Origin of the sequence: Micromonospora sp. NPDC049523, from assembly GCF_040676775.1 — a bacterium.
Classification (GTDB): domain Bacteria; phylum Actinomycetota; class Actinomycetes; order Mycobacteriales; family Micromonosporaceae; genus Micromonospora_G.
Map to the genome: position 1 here is coordinate 102,475 of NZ_JBFAPP010000007.1, position 24,242 is coordinate 126,716.

General features: G+C 70.2%; 20 protein-coding genes and 1 riboswitch. Of the genes, 5 read left to right on the plus strand and 15 right to left on the minus strand.

What is annotated here, in order from left to right; genetic code table 11:
- Nucleotides 1–9: 9 nt before the first annotated feature.
- The gene (gene mgrA, locus AB0J90_RS12855; RefSeq protein WP_363595251.1) at nucleotides 10–1,011 is read right to left on the minus strand and encodes an L-glyceraldehyde 3-phosphate reductase; all 1,002 of its coding nucleotides are present in this window, start codon (nucleotides 1,009–1,011) and stop codon (nucleotides 10–12) included.
- Between the two features lie 47 nt (nucleotides 1,012–1,058).
- Complete coding sequence (locus AB0J90_RS12860) at nucleotides 1,059–1,475, minus strand: helix-turn-helix domain-containing protein (RefSeq protein ID WP_363595253.1); 417 nt, start codon at nucleotides 1,473–1,475, stop codon at nucleotides 1,059–1,061.
- Nucleotides 1,476–1,720: 245 nt separating this feature from the next.
- A riboswitch (glycine riboswitch) is annotated at nucleotides 1,721–1,817 on the plus strand.
- 79 nt (nucleotides 1,818–1,896) lie between these two features.
- Between AB0J90_RS12860 and gcvP the strand changes: the two genes are divergently transcribed.
- A complete protein-coding gene (gene gcvP, locus AB0J90_RS12865) occupies nucleotides 1,897–4,728 on the plus strand; it encodes an aminomethyl-transferring glycine dehydrogenase (RefSeq protein ID WP_363595255.1) in 2,832 nt (943 codons plus the stop codon).
- A gap of 154 nt (nucleotides 4,729–4,882) precedes the next feature.
- Here gcvP and AB0J90_RS12870 read toward each other — a convergent pair whose 3' ends face one another.
- The gene (locus AB0J90_RS12870; protein ID WP_326563301.1) at nucleotides 4,883–5,083 is read right to left on the minus strand and encodes a DUF5999 family protein; all 201 of its coding nucleotides are present in this window, start codon (nucleotides 5,081–5,083) and stop codon (nucleotides 4,883–4,885) included.
- A 186-nt stretch (nucleotides 5,084–5,269) separates the two neighbouring features.
- Here AB0J90_RS12870 and AB0J90_RS12875 point away from each other — a divergent pair, with 186 nt between their 5' ends.
- On the plus strand, nucleotides 5,270–6,451 hold the full coding sequence (locus AB0J90_RS12875; protein ID WP_363595257.1) for a chorismate-binding protein: 1,182 nt from the start codon (nucleotides 5,270–5,272) through the stop codon (nucleotides 6,449–6,451).
- 28 nt (nucleotides 6,452–6,479) lie between these two features.
- Here AB0J90_RS12875 and AB0J90_RS12880 read toward each other — a convergent pair whose 3' ends face one another.
- The 9 genes from AB0J90_RS12880 to AB0J90_RS12920 form a co-directional block, all read right to left on the minus strand.
- A complete protein-coding gene (locus tag AB0J90_RS12880; RefSeq protein ID WP_363595259.1) occupies nucleotides 6,480–7,346 on the minus strand; it encodes a nitroreductase/quinone reductase family protein in 867 nt (288 codons plus the stop codon).
- Between the two features lie 319 nt (nucleotides 7,347–7,665).
- A complete protein-coding gene (locus tag AB0J90_RS12885) occupies nucleotides 7,666–8,679 on the minus strand; it encodes a cation diffusion facilitator family transporter (RefSeq protein ID WP_363595261.1) in 1,014 nt (337 codons plus the stop codon).
- Nucleotides 8,680–8,820: 141 nt separating this feature from the next.
- Nucleotides 8,821–9,858, minus strand: coding sequence for an aldo/keto reductase (locus AB0J90_RS12890; protein WP_363595263.1), 1,038 nt, complete (start codon nucleotides 9,856–9,858; stop codon nucleotides 8,821–8,823).
- 24 nt (nucleotides 9,859–9,882) lie between these two features.
- Nucleotides 9,883–11,232 carry an LLM class flavin-dependent oxidoreductase gene (locus AB0J90_RS12895; RefSeq protein WP_363595265.1) on the minus strand — a complete coding sequence of 450 codons (1,350 nt, stop codon included), beginning with the start codon at nucleotides 11,230–11,232 and terminating at the stop codon, nucleotides 9,883–9,885.
- A 29-nt stretch (nucleotides 11,233–11,261) separates the two neighbouring features.
- Entirely contained in the window at nucleotides 11,262–11,999 is a 738-nt protein-coding gene (locus tag AB0J90_RS12900) for an ABC transporter ATP-binding protein (protein WP_363595267.1), read from the minus strand.
- Complete coding sequence (locus AB0J90_RS12905; protein WP_363595269.1) at nucleotides 11,975–12,841, minus strand: ABC transporter permease; 867 nt, start codon at nucleotides 12,839–12,841, stop codon at nucleotides 11,975–11,977. Before AB0J90_RS12905 ends, AB0J90_RS12900 begins: the two co-directional genes overlap by 25 nt.
- Nucleotides 12,842–12,845: 4 nt before the next feature.
- Nucleotides 12,846–13,934 carry an ABC transporter substrate-binding protein gene (locus AB0J90_RS12910; RefSeq protein ID WP_363595271.1) on the minus strand — a complete coding sequence of 363 codons (1,089 nt, stop codon included), beginning with the start codon at nucleotides 13,932–13,934 and terminating at the stop codon, nucleotides 12,846–12,848.
- Nucleotides 13,931–14,461: a flavin reductase family protein gene (locus tag AB0J90_RS12915; RefSeq protein WP_363595273.1), complete on the minus strand. Its 531-nt coding sequence runs from the start codon at nucleotides 14,459–14,461 to the stop codon at nucleotides 13,931–13,933. Before AB0J90_RS12915 ends, AB0J90_RS12910 begins: the two co-directional genes overlap by 4 nt.
- 246 nt (nucleotides 14,462–14,707) lie before the next feature.
- Nucleotides 14,708–14,896: a putative leader peptide gene (locus AB0J90_RS12920; protein WP_363595275.1), complete on the minus strand. Its 189-nt coding sequence runs from the start codon at nucleotides 14,894–14,896 to the stop codon at nucleotides 14,708–14,710.
- A gap of 126 nt (nucleotides 14,897–15,022) precedes the next feature.
- Here AB0J90_RS12920 and def point away from each other — a divergent pair, with 126 nt between their 5' ends.
- Nucleotides 15,023–15,532, plus strand: a complete 510-nt coding sequence (gene def / locus AB0J90_RS12925; protein ID WP_363595277.1) for a peptide deformylase — start codon at nucleotides 15,023–15,025, stop codon at nucleotides 15,530–15,532.
- A gap of 20 nt (nucleotides 15,533–15,552) precedes the next feature.
- Here def and AB0J90_RS12930 read toward each other — a convergent pair whose 3' ends face one another.
- Nucleotides 15,553–16,323: a TSUP family transporter gene (locus tag AB0J90_RS12930; RefSeq protein ID WP_363595279.1), complete on the minus strand. Its 771-nt coding sequence runs from the start codon at nucleotides 16,321–16,323 to the stop codon at nucleotides 15,553–15,555.
- A 195-nt stretch (nucleotides 16,324–16,518) separates the two neighbouring features.
- On the opposite strand from AB0J90_RS12930, the gene AB0J90_RS12935 reads away from it, so the two are divergent.
- Complete coding sequence (locus tag AB0J90_RS12935) at nucleotides 16,519–17,298, plus strand: endonuclease/exonuclease/phosphatase family protein (RefSeq protein ID WP_363595280.1); 780 nt, start codon at nucleotides 16,519–16,521, stop codon at nucleotides 17,296–17,298.
- A 130-nt stretch (nucleotides 17,299–17,428) separates the two neighbouring features.
- Nucleotides 17,429–20,071: an Hsp70 family protein gene (locus AB0J90_RS12940; RefSeq protein ID WP_363595282.1), complete on the plus strand. Its 2,643-nt coding sequence runs from the start codon at nucleotides 17,429–17,431 to the stop codon at nucleotides 20,069–20,071.
- 19 nt (nucleotides 20,072–20,090) lie between these two features.
- Here AB0J90_RS12940 and AB0J90_RS12945 read toward each other — a convergent pair whose 3' ends face one another.
- Entirely contained in the window at nucleotides 20,091–21,089 is a 999-nt protein-coding gene (locus AB0J90_RS12945; protein WP_363595284.1) for a tyrosine-type recombinase/integrase, read from the minus strand.
- 664 nt (nucleotides 21,090–21,753) lie between these two features.
- Entirely contained in the window at nucleotides 21,754–24,144 is a 2,391-nt protein-coding gene (locus AB0J90_RS12950) for an excinuclease ABC subunit UvrA (protein WP_363595286.1), read from the minus strand.
- Nucleotides 24,145–24,242 lie beyond the last annotated feature (98 nt).

Sequence of the window (24,242 nt, forward strand, 5' to 3'; positions counted from 1 at the left end):
GCGGGTCGGCTATTCCTCGGTGGCGTACGGTTCGATCTCGGCGAGTTCGGCGTCGCTGAGGTCGACGTTGTCGAGGGCGGCGATGTTGTCCTCTAGTTGGGTGACGCTGCTGGCGCCGATGATCAGGCTGGTCATCCGCTTGTCCCGCAGCGCCCAGGCGAGGGCGAGCTGGGCGAGGGTCTGACCGCGTCGGGCGGCGATCTCGTTGAGTGCCCGGACCTTGGCCATGGTGGTGTCGCTGAGGTGGCTCTCGTTGAGGAAGACGCTGGTCGCGACGCGGGAGTCGGCGGGGACCCCGTGCAGGTAGCGGTCGGTCAGCAGGCCCTGGGCGAGGGGGCTGAAGGCGATGCACCCGGCGCCGACGTTCTCCAGGGTGTCGAGCAGGTTGTCCCGCTCGATCCACCGGTTCACCATCGAGTACGACGGTTGGTGCAGCACCAGGGGGGTGCCGAGGTCGCGCAGGATCGCGGCGGCTTTCGCGGTCTGCTCGGAGTTGTAGTTGGAGATGCCGACGTACTGGGCTTTGCCGGCGCGTACGACGGCGTCGAGGGCGCCCATCGTCTCCTCCAGCGGGGTGTCCGGGTCGGGCCGGTGGTGGTAGAAGACGTCGACGTAGTCCAGGCCCATCCGGCGCAGCGACTGGTCCAGTGAGGCGACGAGGTACTTGCGGGAGCCCCATTCGCCGTACGGGCCGGGCCACATGTCGTACCCGGCCTTGGTGGAGATGACGAGTTCGTCGCGGTAGGGCGCGAAGTCGGTGGCCAGGATGCGGCCGAAGTTCTCCTCGGCGGAGCCGGGCGGTGGGCCGTAGTTGTTGGCCAGGTCGAAGTGGATGACGCCGAGGTCGAAGGCGCGTCGGACGATGTCGCGTTGGCGTTGCCAGGGGCGTTCGTGGCCGAAGTTGTGCCACAGGCCCAGGGAGATCGGAGGTAGGCGCAGACCGCTTCGGCCGGCGCGGTTGTAGGTCATTGAGTCGTAGCGGCCGGGGGCTGCGGTGTAGGTGACGGTCACGGGCTCCAGCCTATTGATCGGCTGGGTTCCGGGGGCGGTGGGGCGGGTCAGCAGCCGGTCGGGTCGTCGGGTGTGCCGGTCGGTTGGTGGGTGCGGTCGTAGTTGATCCGGGCGGCGGCGATGGTGGCGCGGTGGTGTTCCGCCCACCGGGTGAGGGTGAGCAGGGTGTCGTGCAGTTCGCGGGCCATCTCGGTGGCGGTGTACTCGACCCTCGGGGGCACGGTGGGATGGGCGGTGCGGATGAGCAGCCCGTCGCGTTCGAGGTTGCGCAGGGTGAGGGTGAGCATGCGGCGGCTGATGCCTTCGATGCCGCGCTCGAGTTCGGTGAACCGGACGGGGCCGTGGGTGGCGGCGACGATGATCGCGATGCTCCATTTGCCGCCGACCCGGTCCAGGACGTGACGGACGGTGCAGTCGTCGGCGCGGGTGGTTGGTGCCGACCCGTCGGGTGCTCCGGGTGCCATGCGCCGTCCTCCGTCTGCGGTGATCATGGTCACGCGGGGTGCCGGTAACAGGACATGGCCGCTGTGACGAACACTATCGCCGCCGCCCTGAGAGCCGTTCCGGCCGTCCAGGTGCCGCCCGGTCGAGACCCGGGTGGGGGTTTTGCCCCTGTTTGGTGTTGGTGGCGAATGGGGGCGGGTGCTCCGCCAGTTGTTGCCCGATACCCGCCTGAAACAGACCCGCTGGTAGCGTTGACCATGCCGGTAACACCCACGTGGGAGAGACCGCCCGGCTTGTCAGGGCGGCGCCGAAGGGGCAAATCCTCCCCGGAACCTCTCAGGCAAAAGGACCTCGTGGGCAGGCGACTGTGGAGCGCCCCCGCTACGCGCGTGGGTGCGACAGAGGGGGAGGCCGCATCGTCGACCTCGCCCGGGAGCCGCCATGACCGCAGACCAGTTCGCCGTACGCCACATCGGCCCGGATGCCGATGGTGAGCGCCGGATGTTGGACACCGTTGGCTACGGCTCGATCGACGAGCTGATGGACGCCGCGATTCCCGAGGTGATCCGCTGGCACGGCACGCTCGACCTGCCGGCCCCGGCGACCGAGGCCGAGGTGATCGCCGAACTGCGGGAGATCGCGTCCCGTAACACGGTCGCGGTGTCGATGATCGGGCTCGGGTACCACGGCACCCACACCCCGGCGGTGATCCGCCGCAACGTGCTGGAGAGCCCGGCCTGGTATACCGCGTACACGCCGTACCAGCCGGAGATCAGCCAGGGCCGGCTGGAGGCGCTGCTGAACTTCCAGACCATGGTGACCGACCTGACCGGGTTGGCGACCGCGAACGCGTCGATGCTCGACGAGGGGACCGCGGCGGCGGAGGCGATGACGCTCGCCCGCCGCGCGTCGAAGAGCAAGAGCCCGGTGTACGTCGTCGACGCCGACACCCTCCCGCAGACGATCTCGGTGATCGTCACCCGGGCGGAGCCGCTCGGCATCGACGTACGCATCGTCGACCTTGACGCCGACGAACTCCCGGCGGAGTTCTTCGGCCTGCACCTGCAGTACCCGGGCGCGTCGGGGCTGGTCCGTGACCACGCCGCGCTGGTCGAGGCGGCGCACGGTGCCGGGGCGCTGGTCGCGGTCGCCGCGGACCTGCTCGCCCTGACGCTGCTGCGGCCGCCGGGGGAGATCGGTGCCGACATCGCCGCCGGGACGACGCAGCGGTTCGGCGTACCGATGGGCTTCGGTGGGCCGCACGCCGGTTACCTGGCGGTCCGCGCCGGCCTGGAGCGGATGCTGCCCGGCCGGCTGGTCGGGGTGTCGCGTGACACCGACGGCAACCCGGCCTACCGGTTGGCGTTGCAGACCCGCGAGCAGCACATCCGGCGGGAGAAGGCGACCAGCAACATCTGCACCGCGCAGGTGCTGCTCGCCGTGATGGCCAGCATGTACGCCGTCTACCACGGTCCGGACGGGCTGCGGGAGATCGCGGCGCGTACGCACCGGTCGGCGGCCCGGCTCGCGGCCGGGCTGCGGGCCGGCGGGGTGTCGACCGAGGGTCCGGCGTTCTTCGACACCGTCACCGCGGTGGTTCCGGGTCGGGCTGCGCAGGTGGTCGCCGACGCCGCCGCCCGCGGGGTGAACCTGCGGCTGGTCGACGCCGACCGGGTCGGGGTGGCGTGCGACGAGACGACCACGGCGGCGCACCTGGGCGCGGTCTGGGCGGCGTTCGGGGTGGCGGAGTTCACCGGTGAGGTCACCGAGGCGCTGCCGGCGGCGTTGCTGCGGACCAGCGACTACCTGACCCACCCGGTGTTCCACCGGCACCGTTCCGAGACCGCGATGCTGCGCTACCTGCGCCGGCTGTCGGACTCCGACTACGCCCTGGACCGGGGCATGATCCCGCTCGGTTCGTGCACGATGAAGCTCAACGCGACCACCGAGATGGAACCGGTGAGCTGGCCGGAGTTCGCGAACATGCACCCGTTCGCGCCGGCGGAGCAGACCGCCGGTTACCGGGAACTGGTCACCTCCCTGGAGGGGTGGCTGGCCGAGGTGACCGGGTACGACGCGGTCAGTGTGCAGCCGAACGCCGGGTCCCAGGGTGAACTCGCCGGTCTGCTGGCCATCCGGGGTTACCACCGCGAACGTGGGCAGGCGCACCGGGACGTGTGCCTGATCCCGTCGTCGGCGCACGGTACGAACGCGGCCAGCGCGGTGATGGCCGGTATGCGGGTCGTGGTCGTGGCGTGTGACGACAACGGTGACGTGGACCTGGTCGACCTCGACCGGAAGATCGACACGCACCGGGACGCGCTCGCGGCGATCATGGTGACGTACCCGTCGACGCACGGGGTGTACGAGACCGGGATCGCGTCGCTGTGCGCGAAGGTCCACGACGCCGGTGGTCAGGTGTACGTCGACGGGGCGAACCTCAACGCCCTGGTCGGGTTCGCCCGCCCGGGCAAGTTCGGCGCCGACGTGTCGCACCTGAACCTGCACAAGACGTTCTGCATCCCGCACGGCGGCGGTGGCCCCGGTGTCGGCCCGGTCGCCGTGCGCGCGCACCTGGCGCCGTTCCTGCCCGGTGACCCGCTGACCGGGACCGGGGCGGTCGCCGGTGCCCAGCCGGTGATCTCGGCGGCCCGGCACGGTTCGGCGGGGATCCTGCCGATCCCGTGGGCGTACCTGCGGATGATGGGCGCCGAGGGGCTGACCCGGGCGACCGGGACGGCGGTGCTGGCGGCGAACTACGTCGCGGCCCGGCTGCGCGCCCACTACCCGGTGCTCTACACCGGCAACAAGGGCCTGGTGGCGCACGAGTGCATCCTCGACCTGCGGGCGCTGACGAAGGCGACCGGGGTGAGTGTCGACGACGTCGCGAAGCGGCTGATCGACTACGGGTTCCACGCGCCGACGATGTCGTTCCCGGTGGCCGGCACGTTGATGGTGGAGCCGACTGAGAGTGAGGACCTGGCCGAGCTCGACCGGTTCTGCGCGGCGATGATCGCGATCCGGGAGGAGATCGACCTGGTCGGTGCGGGGCAGTGGCCGGCGGGTGACAACCCGCTGTCGAACGCCCCGCACACGGCGGCGATGGTCACCGGGGACGAGTGGACGCACCCGTACCCGCGGTCGGTGGCGGCGTACCCGGCCGGGGTGGACCGGGCGGCGAAGTACTGGCCGCCGGTGCGTCGCATCGACGGCGCGTACGGCGACCGGAACCTGGTCTGCGCCTGCCCGCCGCCGGACGCGTTCGAGGACTGAACACGTCCGGGTCGATCAAGGAAATCCGCGCCGATCAAGGACGGAACATCCGGGCCCCGGTCACCTGACCGGGGCGGGGTGGTCGTTGATCGGCGGGGATAGCCTTGATCGGCGGGCTGCACTGCCCACCGGGATGGTCAAGGCGTGGGTCGACTCAGGCGACCAGTACGTGCCGGGCGGGTCCGCGGTGCGGTGCGATCGTGCTGCCGTCGGGCAGCAGCTCGCCGGTGTCCTCGAAGACGATCACACCGTTGCAGAGCAGGCTCCAGCCCTGCTCACGGAAACAGGCGACGACCCGGGCGGCGTCCCGGTCGGTTGCCTCGGCGGAGGGACAGGTGGGTTGGTGCTGGCACATCGGGTTCTCCGGACTGTGGGGGTGCTGTGTCATGGTTCACATGACCAGTGACGCACGGTACCAAGCGCAACGGTGCTACATCGAGCAGGGATTGGCACTAACCGGGGAGAATCCACCCAACGGATGATGGAGATTGGGCCACTCGTCGTGGAAACGCTCCCATACGGGGCCGGGGTCACCCCGGCAATGCCATCGGCATACCTCGATTCGCTGACTGAGCTCGACCGATTTGAATGGTACGTCGGCCAGCCTGGCGACCCGGCCGAGTTGATCGACGCGTACCTGACCGGTCACGGGCTCGGCGCCGGCGCGCTGCGCCCACCGACCGGTACCGATTCCGGGACCCACCCGGGCACCGACCACGGCCATCCCGTCGGCGCGGCCCTGTTCGTCTCCGCCGCCGCGGGGGCGGCCATGATCGGCGCCCCGACCGGGGCACCCAGCCCCGCGGCCGGCGTACCCGACGTGGCCGTGGTCGTCTACGCCCGCACCACCCGACGGGCCCACCGGCCACCACAGCACCCGGCGCCGTGGTGGCTCGGCCCGTGGCAGCCGAGCTGGACCCCGGCCGCCCACGCCGCCGCCGTCGCCGCGGCCCGTGACGCCATCGGCCGCGGCGACATCTACCAGGTCAACGTCGTCGGCCACAGCAGCGCCCGGTACACCGGCGACCCGGTACCCGCCCTGGCCCGACTCGGCCGGCTGCCCGGCGCCCGCTACGGCGGCGTCCTCACCGGCGACACCTGGGCGATCGGCTGCGCCTCCCCGGAAACCCTGATCGAGGTCACCGGCGGGCGACTGGTCACCCGCCCGATCAAGGGCACCCGGCCGGCCACCGGACCCGGCCGCGTCGCACTGCTCACCTCGGCCAAGGAACGAGCCGAACACATCATGATCGTCGACCTGGAACGCAACGACCTGGCCCGGGTCGCCGCCACCGGATCGGTACGGGTCGACGAGCTATACGCCATCCGCCGCTGGTGCGACCTGTGGCAGGCCGAGTCGACGATCTCCGCCCGCGCCGCCGACGGCCTACGACTGGCCGACCTGCTGCGCGCGGTCTGCCCCGGCGGTTCGGTCACCGGCACCCCCAAGGTTTCCGCACTGGGCCGCATCGCCGTCCTCGAACCCGTCGGCCGCGGCGCCGGCATGGGCGGGCTCGGCTGGGTCGGCCCGAACCATCTCGACCTCGGCCTGACCATCCGCACCGCGGCCGCCGACGGTGACCGGTTGCACGTCTGGGCCGGCGGCGGGATCACCTGGGACAGCGACCCGGACGCGGAGGTCGCCGAGGCGGCGGCGAAAGCCGGCCCGGTCCGCGCCGCGCTCGCCGGCCCCGAACCGGACCGGCACACGGGCGGGACCTGAGTCACCAGACCCCGCCCGCCGGAACCCGTCAGCCCTGGTCGGCCGGCACCGCCGCCGGGGCGTCCAGGATCGGGACCAACTGCTCCTCCTCGTACATCAGGTGCCGTTCCAGTTCGTCGACCAGCCGGTCGACCTCGGCCAGCACCAGCGCGGCGGCGACCCCGTCGGCGGAGACGACCACACGCAGGTCCTCGACGAGGGCGGCGATCGTCTCGTGTTCGCGGCGCAGCCGGGTCATCGTCGGGGCGAGCGCCGGGTGGTGCTCGGCGAGGCCGGGGAACATAACGGTGTCCTCACCGGTGTGGTGCAACCCCAGGCCCTGGCAGACGGCGAGGCAGTTCATCCGCAACTGGGCACCGAGCCCGGCCCCCGACCCGGCGACCTCGGCGCGGATCAGGGCGAGTTCCCGCCGGAACGCGTCGTGGACCAGCTTCAGCGCCGTACCCCACGACGGTTGACCGGCGGCGGCGAACCGGGGCGGGCCCGGCACCTGCCGCAGCGCCACGACCGGCAGGACCCGTCCGGTCCGTGCCTGGTAGTCGGCCCACCCGTGGTCGGCCTCGACCGCCCGGGCGAACACCTGGTCCCGCTCGGTACCGGTCAGGACGGTGGCGGTGGCGTCGTAGACGAACACACCGTCCTCGACCGTCACCCGCGGGTCGGCCACCAGGTTGTGGAACCAGGCCGGGGGTTTCGGGGCGCCGCCGGCCGAGCCGATGACCAGGATCCGCTCCCCGCCGTCGGGCAGGTAGCCGAGCGGGGTCGTGTGCGGGGCGCCGGACCGGGCCCCGGTGGTGGTCAGCAGGATCAGCCGGGCGCCCTCGAAGTAGCCGCCGACCCGCCCGCCGTTGGCCCGAAACTCGTCGATGACCTGCTGGTTGAAATCATTCGCCATACGCTGCTTGTTTCTCCCGTCCGGAGTGGCCCGCGAACCGTTCGCGGGCATGCAGAGGAACCCGCCCGATGGGCGGGACGAAAAACGACCACACAATGCGGTGAGGAAATCGCCCGGACGGCCAGCGGGTCGGTGACGACACCAACCGGGCCGGGTCACGGGGGACGTGTACGACAGCGGCCGTACACGTCGTGAGAGTCGCGCGGTGCGCGGGTGCGGCGGGCCTCTCGGCCGCCCGGCGATCACGCCTGCGCCGGGTGCCCCACTCGGTTGTGGCCCAAGGCCGACCCGGCAGTCATGACAGCGATCCTAATCGGTGCTACCGGTGGTGGGCCAGTGGTGCATGCGGGTCGCCGACGCCACGGTGGTCGGGGTCGGCGTGCACCAGCGCGGCACTGAGTCGGGGCACGGCGTGGATCAGCCGGTGTTCGGCCGCCACCGCGATCACGTGCCCCTGCGCGACGGTGAGGTTCCCGTCGATGGTGATCGCGCACTCGGCGTGCAGGTGGTGACCGATCCACCGCAGCCGCAGCGTACCGACGTCGGTGACACCCGGGGTGGCGAGCAGGACCGCCTCGGCGGTGTCGACCAGGGTCGGGTCGACGGCGTCCATCAGCCGCCGGTACACCGCCCGACCGGCGTCGACGAGCACGACCAGGATCGCGACGGTGATCAGCAAACCGACCGCGGGGTCCGCCCACCACCAGCCCATCGCGACGCCGCCGGCACCGAGCAGCACCGCGAGCGAGGTGAACCCATCGGTACGGGCGTGCAGCCCGTCGGCGACCAGGGCGGCCGAACCGATCCGCCGCCCGACCCCGATCCGGTACCGGGCGACGAGTTCGTTGCCGGCGAACCCGATCAGCCCGGCGGCGGCGACGTACGGCAGGTGGTCGATGTCGCGCGGGTCGAGCAGCCGTACCACGGCCTGGTAGCCGGCGAAGACCGCCGACGCGGCGATGGTCGCGACGATCGCGATCCCGGCGAGGTCCTCGGCCCGCCCGTACCCGTAGGTGTAGCGGCGGTTCGCCGCCCGGCGGCCGAGCAGGAACGCCACCCCGAGCGGTACGGCGGTGAGCGCGTCGGCGACGTTGTGCAGGGTGTCGCCAAGCAGCGCCACCGACCCGGACCAGAACACCACCGCGGCCTGCCCGGCGGCGGTCACCCCGAGGATCACCAGGGAGATCCACAGTGCGCGGATGCCGTCTCGGGAGGTGGCCAACGCCCGGTCGACCTTGTCGGCGGTGTCGTGCGAGTGCGGGGTCAGCAGGTGCCGGATCCGGTGCGTCCGCCCCGGCCCGTGGTCGTGGCCGTGCGCGTGGTCGTGGCTCATCGTTTCCTCCCGGCCGGCGGGTCACGACGGTGCTCGCCGGTCGGCAGGATATGCGCCGCTACCGGTATGCGACAACGCGGTAACCGCGAGTGTTGGGCAACAACCACCGGTCGGCACCTCCGGTGGTTGTTGCCGTGCCGGTCAGGACACGGGCCGGCGGCGCCGCCGCGGATCGGTCAGCTCCGGCGGCTGGTAGCCGGCGTCGGCCGGGTTCAGGGTCGTACCCGGGGGCACGATCTCGTCGATGCGGTTCAGCACGTCGTCGCTCAGGGTCACCTTCGCCGCGCCGAGCTGGCTGTCGAGGTGTTCCAGGGTGCGGGGGCCGATGATCGCCGAGGTCACCGCCGGGTGCCGCAGCACGAAACCGATCGCCAGGTGGATCAGCGACAGCCCGGCCTGTTCGGCGAGGTCGGCGAGCTGCTCGACCGCGACGAGTTTGGCGGCGTTCGCCGGCAGGGCCGGGTCGAACCGGCCGGGTTGCCGCCCCGCTCGCAACGAGATCGGCTCGGTCAGCCCCCGGTGGTAACGCCCGGACAACCAACCGCCGGCCAGCGGACTCCACGAGATCACCGCGAGGCCGTACCGCTGGGCGACCGGCAGCACCTCTCGTTCCACACCCCGGGCCAGGATCGAGTACGGCGGCTGTTCGCTGACCACCCGTTCCCGGCCCCGCCGCTGCGCGATCCACTGCCCCTCGACGATCGCCGACGCCGGGAACGTCGACGTGCCGATGTAGCGGATCTTGCCCTGGTGGACCAGGTCGCTGAGCGCGCCGAGGGTCTCGTCGAAGTCCGTGTCCGGTTCCGGGCGGTGCACCTGGTACAGGTCGATCCAGTCGGTCCGCAACCGGCGCAGGCTCCGCTCCACCTCCTGGAAGATCCAACGCCGGGAGTTGCCGAACTGGTTGACGTTGTCACCGATCTGGCCGTGGAACTTCGTCGCCAGGAACACGTCGTCGCGGCGACCGCCGTCAAGGGCCTTGCCGACAATCTCCTCCGACTCGCCCTGGGAGTAGACGTCGGCGGTGTCGACGACGTTGATGCCCTCGTCCAACGCCCGGTGGATAATCCGTACACCCTCGTCGTGGTCGGGGTTGCCGCGCTGGCCGAAGTTCATCGCGCCGAGGGTCAGCGGGCTGACCCGTACCCCGGTGTTGCCGAAGAGACGGTACTGCGTCACGGTGTCTTCCCTTCCTGGTGCGGGTCAGGCCGGTACGGCTGCCCGGTCGTCGGCGCGTACACCCGCGGGGCGGGGCAGCCCGTAGTTGTCCCGCAGCGTCGTCCCGGTGTACTCGGTCCGGAACAGGCCACGTCGTTGCAGGATCGGCACCACGTGGTCGACGAACGCGACCAGCCCCGACGGCAGCACCGCCGGCATGATGTTGAACCCGTCCGCGGCACCGTTGTCCCACCAGTGCTCGATCGCGTCGGCGACCTGCTCCGGGGTGCCGGCGAAGGTACGGTGCCCGCGACCGCCGCCGAGGCGCCCGATGAGCTGACGGACGGTCAACCGTTCCCGGCGGGCGAGGTTCACCACGAGGGTGTACCGGCTCTTCGCGCCCTCGATCTCGTCCTCGCCGGGCAGGTCGGCGGGAAGTTCGGCGTCCAGGTGCAGGTCCTCCGGCGCCACCCGGAGCCGTTCGGCGAGCTGACGCAGCGCGTACTCGGGTCGGATCAGTTCGTCGAGGTCGGCGTCGAGGCGCCGCGCCTCGGCTTCGGTGGAGCCGATCACCGGCACGATCCCGGGCAGGATCTTCACCGTGTCCGGGTCCCGCCCCAACGCCCCCGCCCGGGCCTTCAGGTCGGTGTAGAACGCCTGCGCGTCGGCGAGGGTCTGCTGCGCGGTGAAGACCGCCTCGGCGTACCGGGCGGCGAGCGCCTTGCCGTCGTCGGACGAGCCGGCCTGGACCAGCAGCGGGTGCCCCTGCGGTGACCGGGGCAGGTTCAGCGCCCCGGCGACCCGGAAGTACCGGCCGCGGTGCCCCGGCGGGTGCACCCGGGTGTCGTCACCCCAGATCCCGGTGGCCTTGTCGCCGAGCGGGGCGTCGTCCTGCCAACTGTCCCAGAGTTTGCGGGCCACGTCGATGAACTCGGCGGCCCTGGCGTACCGGTCGGCGTGCGCCGGCAGGTCGTCGAGGTTGAAGTTGCGGGCGGCGTCGGCGCCGGCGGTCGTCACGATGTTCCAGCCGGCTCGGCCGCCGCTGATGTGGTCGACCGAGGCGAACCGGCGGGCCAGGTTGTACGGCTCGTTGTACGTCGTCGACGCGGTCGCGATCAGCCCGATGTGGGTGGTGACCCCGGCCAGGGCGGTGAGCAGCACCGTCGGTTCCAGCGCTCCCGCCGGGCGGCGGCCGATGCTGTTCCACAGCACCGGGGAGTCGGCGAGGAACAACGAGTCGAGTTTGCCACGTTCGGCGGTCCGGGCCAGGTGTTGGTAGTGGGCGACGTCGGTGTGGGCGAACGGGTCGCTCTCCGGCAGCCGCCAGGCGGCCTCGTGGTGCCCGACGCTCATCAGGAACGCGTTCAGGTGCAGCTTCCCGGGTCGACCGGTCATGGCGACGGCTCCTTCACGGGGATCAGGGATCAGATGGCGGCGTCGGGGACGCCGAGGGCGGCGAGCAGCAGTTCCCGGTACTCCTGGAACCGCGGATCGCGAGACGTACGCGGGGTCGGCAGGTCCAGGTCGAGGTCGACGGTGAACACCCCGTCGTCGATCACCACCACCCGGTCGGCGAGCAGGACCGCCTCGTCGACGTCGTGGGTGACCAGCAGCACCGCCGGCCGGTGCCGGGCGCACAGGTCCCGCAGCAGGCCGTGCATCCGGATCCGGGTCAGTGCGTCGAGAGCGCCGAACGGTTCGTCGGCCAGCAGCAGCTGCGGTTCGGTGACCAGCGACCGGGCCAACGCGACCCGCTGCTGCTCACCACCGGAGAGCTGGTTGGGCCAGGCCCGCTCCCGGCCGGCGAGCCCGACCTCGGCCAACGCGGCACGGGCCCGGGCGAACCGGTCCGGGCCACGTAACCCGAGGACCACGTTGTCGATCACCCGACGCCACGGCAGCAGTCGGGAGTCCTGGAACACCACCGACACCTGCCGGGGGATCCGCAGCTCGCCGCCACCGGCGACGTCGTGGTCGAGCCCGGCCAGGGCCCGCAGCAGGGTGCTCTTCCCGGAGCCGCTGCGCCCGAGCAGGGCCACGAACTGGCCGGGGGCGATGTCCAGGTCGAGGTGATCCAGTACGGTCCGGGTCCCGAACCGGCGGACCAGCCCGGTGACCCGTACGGCGGGGTCGGTGGTCAGCTCGTCAGCGTACGGCGCCATGACAGCACCCTCCGTTCGACGAGCCGCAGGGCGGCGTCGGAGAAGAACCCGAACAGCCCGTACACCGCCAACCCGACCACGATGATCTCCGTCTGGGCGTAGTTCTGGGCCTGGTACATCAGGTAGCCGATGCCGCTGGTGGCGTTGATCTGCTCCAGGACGATCAGCGACAGCCACGACCCGGTGACACCCAGCCGCAGGCCGATGAAGAACCCGGGCAGGGCACCGGGGACGACGACGTGCCGCAGGAACTGCCACCGGCTGTAGCCCTGCACCTGCGCCAGTTCCACGAAGCGGCTGTCGATGCCGGTGAGCGCGGCGTGGGTCTGGACGTACATGGTGACCGCGACCCCGAGGGCGATCACCACGACCTTGAACGTCTCGCCGATGCCGAGCCAGAGGATCAGCAGCGGAATCAGACCCAGCGACGGAATCGCCCGTTTGATCTGGACCGGCCCGTCGATGACCGCCTCACCGACGCGGCTCAGTCCGGCGGCGACCGCCAGCGTCACCCCGGCGACCCCGCCGAACAGGAACCCGAGGGCAGCGCGCTGCAACGACGTCGCCACACTGTCCTGCAGTTTGCCGCTCTCGATCAGGTCCGCGGCGGTGGCCACCACCGTCCACGGCGCGGACAGGATCCGCGGGTCGAGGACCGCGGTCGCGGAGGCGACCACCCAGACCGCGAGCAGCAGGACCGGGCCGATCGCCCGCCCGTACGGGATCGGTCGGCCCGGACCGAGACGCCGACGGCGCACCGGCGGCGCCGCGACGGTCGCGGTCGTGGGGGAGTGCGGCGCGGCAACGGTACGGGTCACCGTCGCCGGGTACGTGTCGGCCATGCTCTCACTCCCGGTAGGCGGCGGCCACGGCCCGCGCCGCGATCGGTTCGAACCGGCGGTCGAACAGCTCCCCGGCGGTCGCGGTCGGCACGAAACCGCCCTGCGCCATCAGGTCGATCGTCTCCTGCTCCCACCCGATGGCCTTGTCCCAGTTGGCAGGGAAGACGGGCCGGTCGTCGACGGCCACGATCCGCCTGCCGTCCTCGGCGGTGACGCCCTGGTCCTTGACGTAGTAATGGTCGATCCAGGCGTCGGGGTTCTCGTACGCCCACGTCTTCGCCCTGGCCCACAGGGGAATGAACGCGGCGACCGCCGCCGCCCTGGCCGGGTCGGTCAGCACCGACGTCGGGGCCCAGAGGACCGTCAGGTAGTCCAGCGCGGTGATCTCGACTGCCCGGGCACCGTCGCTGCCGTACTGGCGCAGGTACTTCGTCAGGGTCGGCTCACCCAGCGGTGCCGCGTCGACCTGCCGGGCCTGCAGCGCAGTGAGGAACTGCGGGCTGTTGAGCGGCACCAGGGTGACGTCACCGGTACCCAGGCCGAGCTGCTTGAGCGTACGCAGCACCACCACACCCTGCGCCTGCCCCTGGGAGAACCCGATCTTCTTGCCGCGCAGGTCGGACAGCCCACCGATCGACGAACCCGGTGCGGTGGCGAGCTGGTAGTTCGGTTTCGTCCGGGCCTGCACCGCGACGATCCGCGCGTCGAAACCGATCGCCCGGGCCTGGATCGGTGGGATGCCGGCGTTCGAGGCCAGGTCGATGGAGTTGGCCCGGAAACCCTGGATGACGTCCGGCCCGGCGCTGATGTTCGGCCAGTCCCGGACCACGAACGGCAGGTCGTCGAGGAGCCCGGCGGCCTGCAGTTGCAGGTGCGAGGTGTGGATGGAGATCGTCAGCGCGGTGTCGGGCGGCACCGCACTCGGCAGCGGGTCACCGAGCCCGAGCGCGCCCCGCGCCGGTGCGTCGGCAGCGCACCCGGTCAGTCCCAGGGCTGCCGCGCCGACGATCGAGGACAGCACCGTACGCCGCCGCAACGGGGTGCCGTACGCGTGCAACGGGGTGCCGTACGCGTGCAACGGGGTCCGGGTCATCGGATCGCCCCAGCAGGCTGTGTCCGCAGACCGGCGTACGCGCCCTGGTGGTACAGCAGCGGCGCCCCGTCGTCGCCGTGGCTGCCGGTGAGTGGCTGGGCGAGCACGATGCTGTGGTCACCGGCGGTGAGCCGGTCGACGACCCGGCAGAGCAGCCAGGTGAGCACCCCGTGCAGCAGCGGTACGCCGTACGGACCCGGCTGCCAACCGGTGTGGGCGGCGAACCGGTCGATGCCGCTGACGGCGAAGGTCCGCGCCACGTCCTGCTGCGTCTCCGCGAGCAGGTGCACGGCGACGTACCCCGCCCGGGCCACCGTCGGCCAGGACGACGAGCCCCGGTCGAGGCAGAACGACACCAGCGGCGGTTCCAGGGACACGGACGTGAACGAGGTGGCGGTGAACCCGGCGGCGGGCAGGCCGCTGTCCGGGTCCGCTGGCGCGGTCACCACGGTGACCGTCGCGGCCTGCCGGCGCAGCAACGCCCGGAACTGACCGGTGCCGACCGGGTCGAGCTCGGTGATCGTCATCTTCTCCTCCTCAAGGGGGTGGAGCACGCGGGGTCGTCCCGCAACGGCGGGCACGGATGGATCGCGCGGACGGCAGCCGTACCCTGGCGCGCCGCGGGGCCACGACCCCGACGTCGGCGTCGGGCGCATGGCGCGATGAGAGTGGCCCGGCTGTTCGTGGGCGGGTCAGGGTGAGCCCGATACCCGAACCGGGTGATGGGGGAGGGGCGGGCAGGGCCCGTCGTCGGGCCGCGCCACGCGCGAGGGTCAGCGCGGACAGAGGGCGCTGGCGTGCCGGACCAGGTCGACGTGCACGCGAGCGACGAGCAGGAGTACGTGTCGCTGTCGCATGCAGACCATGCTCCAACCCGCACCACATAAGGTCAACGCATCGACCATATGTTGAGAATCAGTGATACCACCGGGCGACAAACACGAGCTGGCCTGCGATGACATGACCCGCAAAACCCACCTGGCTTATAGAATATTAAATCGACGGTCACCACTCTGAAGGAATCGTCGACCCACCACCGGTAGGCAGCCCGCTCACCGCCCCCGACCACGCGGCGATAACCTCACCCCATGACGATGCGGCCCATCAGGATCATCGGCGACGCCGTACTCCGCACCCCCTGCGAACCGGTCACCACCTTCGACGCCGAACTACGCGCCCTGGTCACCGACCTGATGGACACCCTCCTCGGCGCCCCCGGCCGAGCCGGCGTCGCCGCACCACAGATCGGCGTCAGCGCCCGCGTCTTCGTCTACGACGCCGACGGACACCGCGGCCACCTGATCAACCCCACCCTCGAACTCTCCACCGAACTCCAGGACGACGACGAAGGCTGCCTGTCCATCCCCGAGCTGTACTTCCCGACCCCACGCGCCATGCACGCCACCGCCCACGGCGTCGACCAACACGGCGAACCCAGCACCATCACCGGCAGCGGCTTCCTCGCCCGCGCCCTCCAACACGAAACCGACCACCTCAACGGCCGCCTCTACGTCGACACCCTGCGCGGCGACACCCGCCGCCGGGCGCTGCGCGAAATCCGCGACGGCCGCTTCGCCGCACCCGGCCGCACCACCTGACCAACCCCACCCGGGAAAACTCAGGCGACCCACTGGTCAAAACCGAGCTTCGCCACCAAAGCCAGCACCACCACCAGCAACACCAGCCGGACGAAACCCGAACCCCGCCGCAACGCCATCCGCGCACCCAACGCCGCACCCACCACGTTGCACACCGCCATCGCCGCACCCAACGACCACCACACCTGACCGGCGGAACCGAAAACCAGCAACGCGCCCAAATTCGTCCCCGCGTTGACCAACTTCGCCATCGCCGACCCGTGCACGAAATCGGCGCCCACCACCGCCGTGAACGTCAACACCAGAAACGTGCCCGTACCCGGACCAATCAAACCGTCGTACAACGCGATCAGCCCACCAGCCACCGCGACCGCCACGACAACCCGACCCCGCGTACGTTTCCCCGGCTCCGCGACCACACCCAGCCGAGGCCGCAACGTCACGAACAACGCCACCCCAACCAACACCGCCAACACCACCGGCCGGTACGCCCCAGCCGGCACCACACCCGCCAACAACGCACCCACCCCGGCGGTCACCACCGCCAACACCCCCGCCGGCCCCGCCAACCACCAATCGATCTTCGTACGCCGGGCATACGTCACCGCCGCCGTAGCCGTACCCGCGATCGCCGCGAACTTGTTCGTCCCCAACGCCACCGGCAACGCCAACCCCGGCGCGGCGATCAACAACGCCGGCAACAACAGCAACCCACCACCACCGACCACGGCATCAACCCACCCCGCCGCCGCCGCAGCCACCAACAAACCCACCAACGCGCCATGATCCACGACGCGGCATTATTCCGCCGCGACCACCGAACCCGACAAACCCTGTGGGCAGCCTCACCCGGGCAACATCAACGCCCCCGCCGCCGACGCAACCCGATCCCCAACGCCCCCAACAACACAAAGACCAACACCGAACAAAGCAGCACCTTGAAGATCACCCAGAAACTCTCCCACACCACCCCGTAAGGTGCAGAGGTGCGACTGGTCACCTTCAACCTCCTCCACGGCCGATCCCTGCACGACGGCATGGTGGACCAGACCCGACTGCACGACACCGTCACCGCCCTCGACGCCGACATCCTCGCCCTCCAAGAAGTCGACCGCGACCAAAGCCGCAGCGGCAACCTCGACCTCACCGCCATCGCCGCCCAAGCCCTCGACGCACCCACCCACCGCTTCGCCGCCGCCGTCGTCGGCACCCCCGGCGAAGGATTCCGCCCCCTCAACCACGACGACGACGGCCACGGCGAACCCCTCTACGGAGTCGGCCTCATCAGCCGCTACCCAGCCCACTCCTGGCAAGTCACCCGACTCACCCCCGCACCCATCCGAGCCCCCCTCTACATCCCCGGCCCCGGCGGCGGACTCACCCTCCTCAACGACGAACCCCGCGTACTACTCGCCGCCGTACTCGACACCCCCTACGGCCCCATCACCGCAGCCGCCACCCACCTCTCCTTCGTCCCCGGCTGGAACCTCCGCCAACTCCGCCAAGTCGTCCGCGCCCTACGCACCCTCCCCGCCCCCCGACTCCTCCTCGGCGACCTCAACCTCCCCGCCCGACTCGCCACCCTCACCTCCCGCTGGCACACCCTCGGCTGCGAACCCACCTACCCCTCCACCGCACCCCGAGTCCAACTCGACCACATCCTCGCCGACCCCCGAGGCCGCCAACGCCTACCCGCCGTCACCGCAGTAACCACCCCCGCAGCCACCATCTCCGACCACCGCCCCCTCGTCGTAGACCTCGGCTGACCCACCCACCACCACCAACCCGAAACCGGCAGCCGAGACCGAACCACCCACCCCCGACAACACGTCGTACCCGGGCAGTAACATCGCCCCCCGGCGGCAACCCCCGCGACCGCCAGAAGGCGGACACACGGTGAACACAACGGCCCGGCTCGCCGTCGACCTCGGCACCACCCACACCGTCGCGGTCATCCACCGCCCCGGCCAACCACCCCGCCCACTCCTGTTCGACGGCACCCCACTCCTGCCCAGCGGCGTCTACCTCGACCCCACCGGCACCACCCACACCGGCCGCGACGCACACCGCCTCGCCAGCAACCAACCCGACCGCTTCGAACCACACCCCAAACGCCGCATCGACGACGGCACCATCCTGCTCGGCGACAACGACATCCCCATCGCACAACTCCTCGCCGCCAGCCTCCGCCGCGTAGCCGACGAAGCCCGCCTCACCGGCATCGACCCCACCACCGCCACCGTCCTCACCTGCCCCGCCGACTGGGCCCAACCCCGCCGCAACCTCCTACGCACCGCCGCCCACCAAGCCGGCCTCGGCGACGTCACCCTCATCGACGAACCCGTCGCCGCCGCCCACTACTGCCTCGACCTCCTCGGCCCCCAACTCCCACCCGGCGCCACCCTCGCCATCTTCGACTTCGGCGGCGGCACCCTCGACGTCACCGTCATCCGCCGCGAACCCACCGGCCCACGCGTACTCGCCACCGGCGGACTCGACGACCTCGGCGGCGTCGACATCGACGACGCACTCGTCGCCCACCTCGGCCAACTCATCGCCCTACGCGACCCCGACCTGTGGCAACGACTCCACCACCCCACCACCCCCGTCGACCGCCGCGACCGCCAAACCCTCTGGACCGAAGTACGCGCCGCCAAAGAAATGCTCTCCCGCACCGCCACCGCACCCGTCACCGTGCCCGGCCGCACCGAACCCCTACACCTCACCCGCGAAGAACTCGACCGCATCGCCGCCCCACTCATCGCCCGAGCCGTCGACGAAACCCGCCGCGTCCTACAACGCGCCGGCACCGAACCCACCACCCTCGCCGCACTCCTACTCGTCGGCGGCTCCAGCCGCATGCCCCTGGTCGCCAGCCGCCTACACGCCCGCCTCGGCATCGCCCCCGCCGTACCCGAACAACCCGAACTACCCGTCGCCTACGGCGCGCTACGCCACCCCGCACCACCACACCCCGCACCACCCCCGCCACCACCGCCCGCGCCACCACGCCCACCAGCGGCGACGCCACCCACACCACCACACGCCCAACCCCCGACACCCACACCCGTACGCCACCGCACCCGCCGCGCCCTCATCACCGCCACCACACTCACCGCCGTCGCCGCCGTCATCGGCACCAGCATCACCAGCAGCACCTGGCTCACCGACCGCCTCAACAGCGCACTGAACCAGGCCAACCGCATCCCCGGCCTGACGGACAACAACCAACCCACCGACGGCACCCTGAAACCCGGCCAAACGCGCCCCGCCACCACCAGCGGCGCCGCCGCCGTCACCATCGCCGGCCAAAACGTCATCTCCGCCACCACCAGCAGCGGCAACACCGAAATCACCGCCCTCCCCGGCACCGGAGGAGCAGCACACTGGACCGTCAAGGTCCCGATCGAACCCGCCGAACTCACCCTCACCACCATCGACGCACCCACACCCGCCGACGACCTCATCATCATCGACGGAAAAGACTCCGCCACCGACGCCGGCAAACCCGTACGCGCCGTCCTCAACGCCACCAACGGCAAACTCCTCTGGCGCAACACCTGGACCGACCGCCACGACGTCGCCTACTACGGCACCAACGCCATCGTCGAAGCCCGCGGCTCCATCGACGGCAACGCCGTACTCAGCATCGACCTGCGCACCGGCAAACAAGGCTGGAACCGCGCCGGCAACACCGGCCTACTCATCCTCGAACGCCACCGCATCGAACCCATGCGCCAATGGCCCACCACACCCGACCCCACCGCCGGCACCCTGCCCGCCACCGCAGGCGCACTGCGCGACACCACCACCACCAGCCCGACCATCGTCGAACTCAACACCAGCACCGGCAAGGGCTACACCCTCGACGCCGCCACCGGCAAGGTCAAGAGCAGCGGAAACCTACCCCTCGACGAGGAACGCTGGGTCGCCTACGACAACCTCGTCATCGGCAAACTCAACAACACCGCATCACCCGCCCGCGACGTACTCGCCGCCTACAACGCCACCGACCTCAAACAGAAGTGGAAACAGGAACTCCCCGCCGGCGTCGACATCGAAAACGTCAAACCCTGCGGCCCGCACCTCATCTGCGCCGCCATCGACGAAGCCCGCAACAACCGCACCATCGCCATCGACACCCGTACCGGCCGACAAACCTGGAACACACCCACCGAATCAGCCGACGACGAAAACTGGTACGCCGGCACCACCGTCATCGTCAGCGGCGACAGCACCTTCGACCGCATCTCCGAAGCCCGGATCATCGGCCACGAAGACGGCAGACAACTGCGCCAAATTCCCCAGTTCACCAACGTCACCGCCACCGACGGGACCAACCTGGTGCTCCAGGAATACAACGGCGTCACGAAACAATGGCAGATCGCCGTCCAGGAGATCACCACCGGCCGCACCACCGGCAGCGCCGACGTCGGCGCCGAACCACCCGAACACGTCACCATCGACAAGAACCTCGTCGCCGTACTCACCGCCGACCGCCGCGCCCTCACCTTCGCCGTCACCGACCTCGCCAAATGACTCGCACCGGCGAACCGGGCTACGGGAGCTCGCCGGCCAACCCGGTCAACGCCCGGTTCGTACGGTTCGCCCGCACCGCCGCCCGCTGCTGACCCGCCGTCACGTCGATGTAGTTCTGACTCGTCGTCAAACTCGCATGACCCAACAACCACATGATCTCCGAAGCGGTCGCACCGTCCTCGGCCAACCGGGTCGCGAACGTGTGCCGCAACGCGTGCAACTGCGCGCCACGGGGCACCCGATCGGTGATACCCGCACGGCGGTAACACGACTCGACCAGATACTGCAGCCCACCCCGACGCAGCGGCTCACCGTGCCGATCCACCAGCAGCACCGACTCCCGACGCACCGTACGCGCCCCGAACCGACGCCGACGGCTGTCGAGATAACTCGACACCACCGCATCGAGTTCCGGCTCGATCGGAATCACCCGCGGCCGGCCGCCCTTGCCGCTCACCTCGACCCGCCGCTCACCGGCCCGACCGGCCAACGAACCCACCTGCATGGCCAGCAGTTCCGACAGACGCAGCCCCGCACAGAGTGCCAGCGCGATGACCGCCAGGTCCCGCTCGGGCCACGGGTGACGCTGCCGGTGGTCCTCGCGGGCAACTGCCTGCAGGAGTTGCTCCGGAGTGTCCTCACCCCGCAGCGGCTTGGGCAGGGGGAGAGGCGCCGCCGGTTTGTCCACCGCGGACATCGGATTACCGGCCACCACCTGGTCGGTGACCAGGAAGGTGAAAAAACTGTTCCAGGTCGACCAGGCGCGATAGATGGACGCCACCGCCCTGGGCGCGGCGAAGCGGGCGAATGCCGCCCTGAGCGTACGGGCGGTGAGCGCGGACAGTGGTAGCTCGGCCAGGGGGAGGGGAGGGGTGTTGTCCTCGGCGACCAGACGCCCGATGGCGAGCAGGTCCCGGCGGTACGCCTGCAGGGTGTGGGGGGATGGCTTGCGGGTGCCCCGCGCGGTCAGGAACTCCTCCACCAACTCAAGTAGCGGTAAGTCATTTTTGTCCTGCATAAGGAATATTATGCATGTTTTACCGGTACAGCGGAACGGGGTACCGGTGGCCGATCTTGAATCTGTAGGGGGTGGAAACCGGTCGACCCGTGGGGGCGGGGAAGCCCCGCGGTGCGTGCGGAAGTCCGACCAAGCCGGGAGTCGGCGCGAGCGACCGTCGCAGTGCGCGCGTGCCGTGCGGCATGAAGCCCGAACCGTCCAACCAGCCCGATCCGGTCCGCGCCAAGGTGGACGGCGAGGCTGGCGGATCTTGGCCCGGTCCGAGCGGGGCGGTCGTGGCGGGTAGTGGACTGTTCCCAGGGCCGTCCTACCCCTTCCGGGTGGGCCGGCCGGGACCTCAACCCACGTTACTTGACATAATGTACATTATCGAACTTCCAGCCCTGGGCTGGTGGGACGGTGTTGGACCCCCGGACGCGTCAGGGTTGCGGCTCTCGCCGACAACGCCCGATCTCGCATCACCGACGTGTCAGACCGCCAGATCATCGCCGTCGCGCCGACGTTGCCGGGCTGGCCCGACCACGTTCGATCCGGCGGGCACACCACGCCCGGCGGTTCCCGATCGGCCCGGCCGCGAGCACCCGGGACGGACTGGAGCCCACGGCCATCGTCGTCGGGAGTGGACGGGGTACTCCCCCGCCATGATCGGGCTGAAGGCTCCCGTTCAGGCGCCCACGTAGGCGGCGAGGTGTTCGCCGGTGAGGGTGGAGCGGGCGGCGACGAGGTCGGCGGGTGTGCCCTCGAAGACGATCCGGCCGCCGTCGTGACCTGCGCCGGGGCCCAGGTCGATGATCCAGTCCGCGTGCGCCATGACGGCCTGGTGGTGCTCCACGACGATGATCGACTTGCCGGAGTCGACGAGCCGGTCGAGCAGGCCGAGCAGTTGCTCGACGTCGGCGAGGTGCAGGCCTGTGGTCGGCTCGTCGAGGACGTAGACGCCGCCCTTGTCGGACATGTGGGTGGCCAGCTTGAGCCGCTGCCGCTCGCCACCGGACAGCGTGGTGAGCGGTTGGCCGAGGCTGAGGTAACCGAGCCCGACGTCGGCGAGCCGGTCGAGGATGGCGTGGGCGGCCGGCGTACGCGCGTCGCCGGTGCCGAAGAACTTCTCGGCCTCGGTGACCGACATCGCGAGTACCTCGCTGATGTCCCGGCCGCCGAGGTGGTATTCGAGCACCGATGCCTGGAAGCGTTTGCCCTCGCACTCCTCGCAGGTGGTGGCGACGCCGGCCATCATTCCCAGGTCGGTGTAGATGACCCCGGCGCCGTTGCAGTTGGGGCAGGCGCCCTCGGAGTTGGCGCTGAACAGGGCCGGTTTGACGCCGTTGGCCTTGGCGAATGCCTTGCGGATGGGGTCGAGCAGCCCGGTGTACGTCGCCGGGTTGCTGCGTCGTGAGCCGCGGATCGCGCCTTGGCCGATCGACACCACGTCCTCGCTGGCGGGGATCGAACCGTGGACGAGTGAGCTTTTGCCGGAGCCCGCTACGCCGGTGACGACGCAGAGCACTCCGAGTGGGATGTCGACGTCGACGTCTTGGAGGTTGTGGGCGGTGGCGCCTCGGATCTCCAGGGTGCCGGTGGGTTTGCGTACGGTTTCCTTGAGGGTGGCTCGGTCATCGAGGTGTCGGCCGGTGAGGGTGCCGCTGGCGCGTAGTCCCTCGATGGTTCCCTCGAAGCAGATGGTGCCGCCGGCCGTGCCGGCGCCGGGGCCGAGGTCGACGACGTGGTCGGCGATCGCGATCGCCTCCGGCTTGTGTTCCACGACGAGTACGGTGTTGCCCTTGTCGCGCAGTTGCAGCAGCAGGTTGTTCATGCGCTGGATGTCGTGGGGGTGCAGGCCGATGGTGGGTTCGTCGAAGACGTAGGTGACGTCGGTGAGTGAGGAGCCGAGGTGGCGGATCATCTTGGTGCGTTGTGCCTCGCCGCCGGAGAGTGTGCCGGCGGGCCGGTCGAGTGACAGGTAGCCCAGGCCGATCTGTACGAACGAGTCGAGGGTGTGTCGCAGTGTGGTGAGCAGTGGCGCCACCGATGGTTCGTCGAGTTCGTGTACCCAGGTGGCGAGGTCGCTGATCTGCATGGCGCAGGCGTCGGCGATGTTGATTCCGTTGATCTTCGATGAGCGGGCGGCTTCGCTGAGGCGGGTGCCGTGGCATTCGGGGCAGGTGGTGAAGGTGACGGCGCGTTCCACGAAGGCGCGGATGTGTGCCTGGAGGGAGTCGATGTCCTTGGACAGCATCGACTTCTGGATTTTCGGGATCAGGCCTTCGTAGGTCAGGTTGATGCCGTCAACTTTGATCTTGGTTGGTTCCTTGTGGAGCAGGTCGTGGAGTTCGCGCTTGGTGAATTTCTTGATTGGTTTGTCCGGGTCGAAGTAGCCGCAGCCGCCGAAGATGCGGCCGTACCAGCCGTCCATGCTGTAGCCGGGGATGGTGAGTGCGCCCTCGTTGAGTGACTTGGTGTCGTCGTAGAGGGCGGACAGGTCGATGTCGTTGACCGAGCCTCTGCCTTCGCAGCGCGGGCACATGCCGCCGGTGATGGTGAAGCTGCGTCGTTCTTTGACGGTCTGGCCGCCGCGTTCGAGGGTGACCGCGCCCGCTCCGCTGATCGAGGCGACGTTGAAGGAGAACGCTTGGGGTGAGCCGATGTGGGGTTGGCCGAGTCGGCTGAACAGGATGCGGAGCATCGCGTTGGCGTCGGTGGCGGTGCCGACGGTGGAGCGCGGGTCGGTGCCCATTCGCTGCTGGTCGACGATGATCGCGGTGGTCAGCCCGTCGAGTACGTCGACCTCGGGTCGGGCCAGCGTCGGCATGAAGCCCTGCAGGAAGGCGCTGTAGGTTTCGTTGATCATCCGTTGTGACTCGGCGGCGATGGTGCCGAACACCAGGGAGCTCTTGCCCGAGCCGGAGACGCCGGTGAACACCGTCAGTCGGCGTTTGGGGATCTCGATGCTGACGTCCTTGAGGTTGTTCACGCGGGCGCCGTGTACGCGGATCAGGTCATGGCTGTCGGCGGCGTGCGGCGCAGGCGACTGCGTGTCCGGCCTCGTGGCCATGCTCATGGTGTCTCCATCTGTTGGGCGGGGCTGCCGTGCGGTCCCCCGTCGACGCCGCCTGACCACGATTCGATCTGTTTTGGGCTATTTGTGAAGGTTGGGGT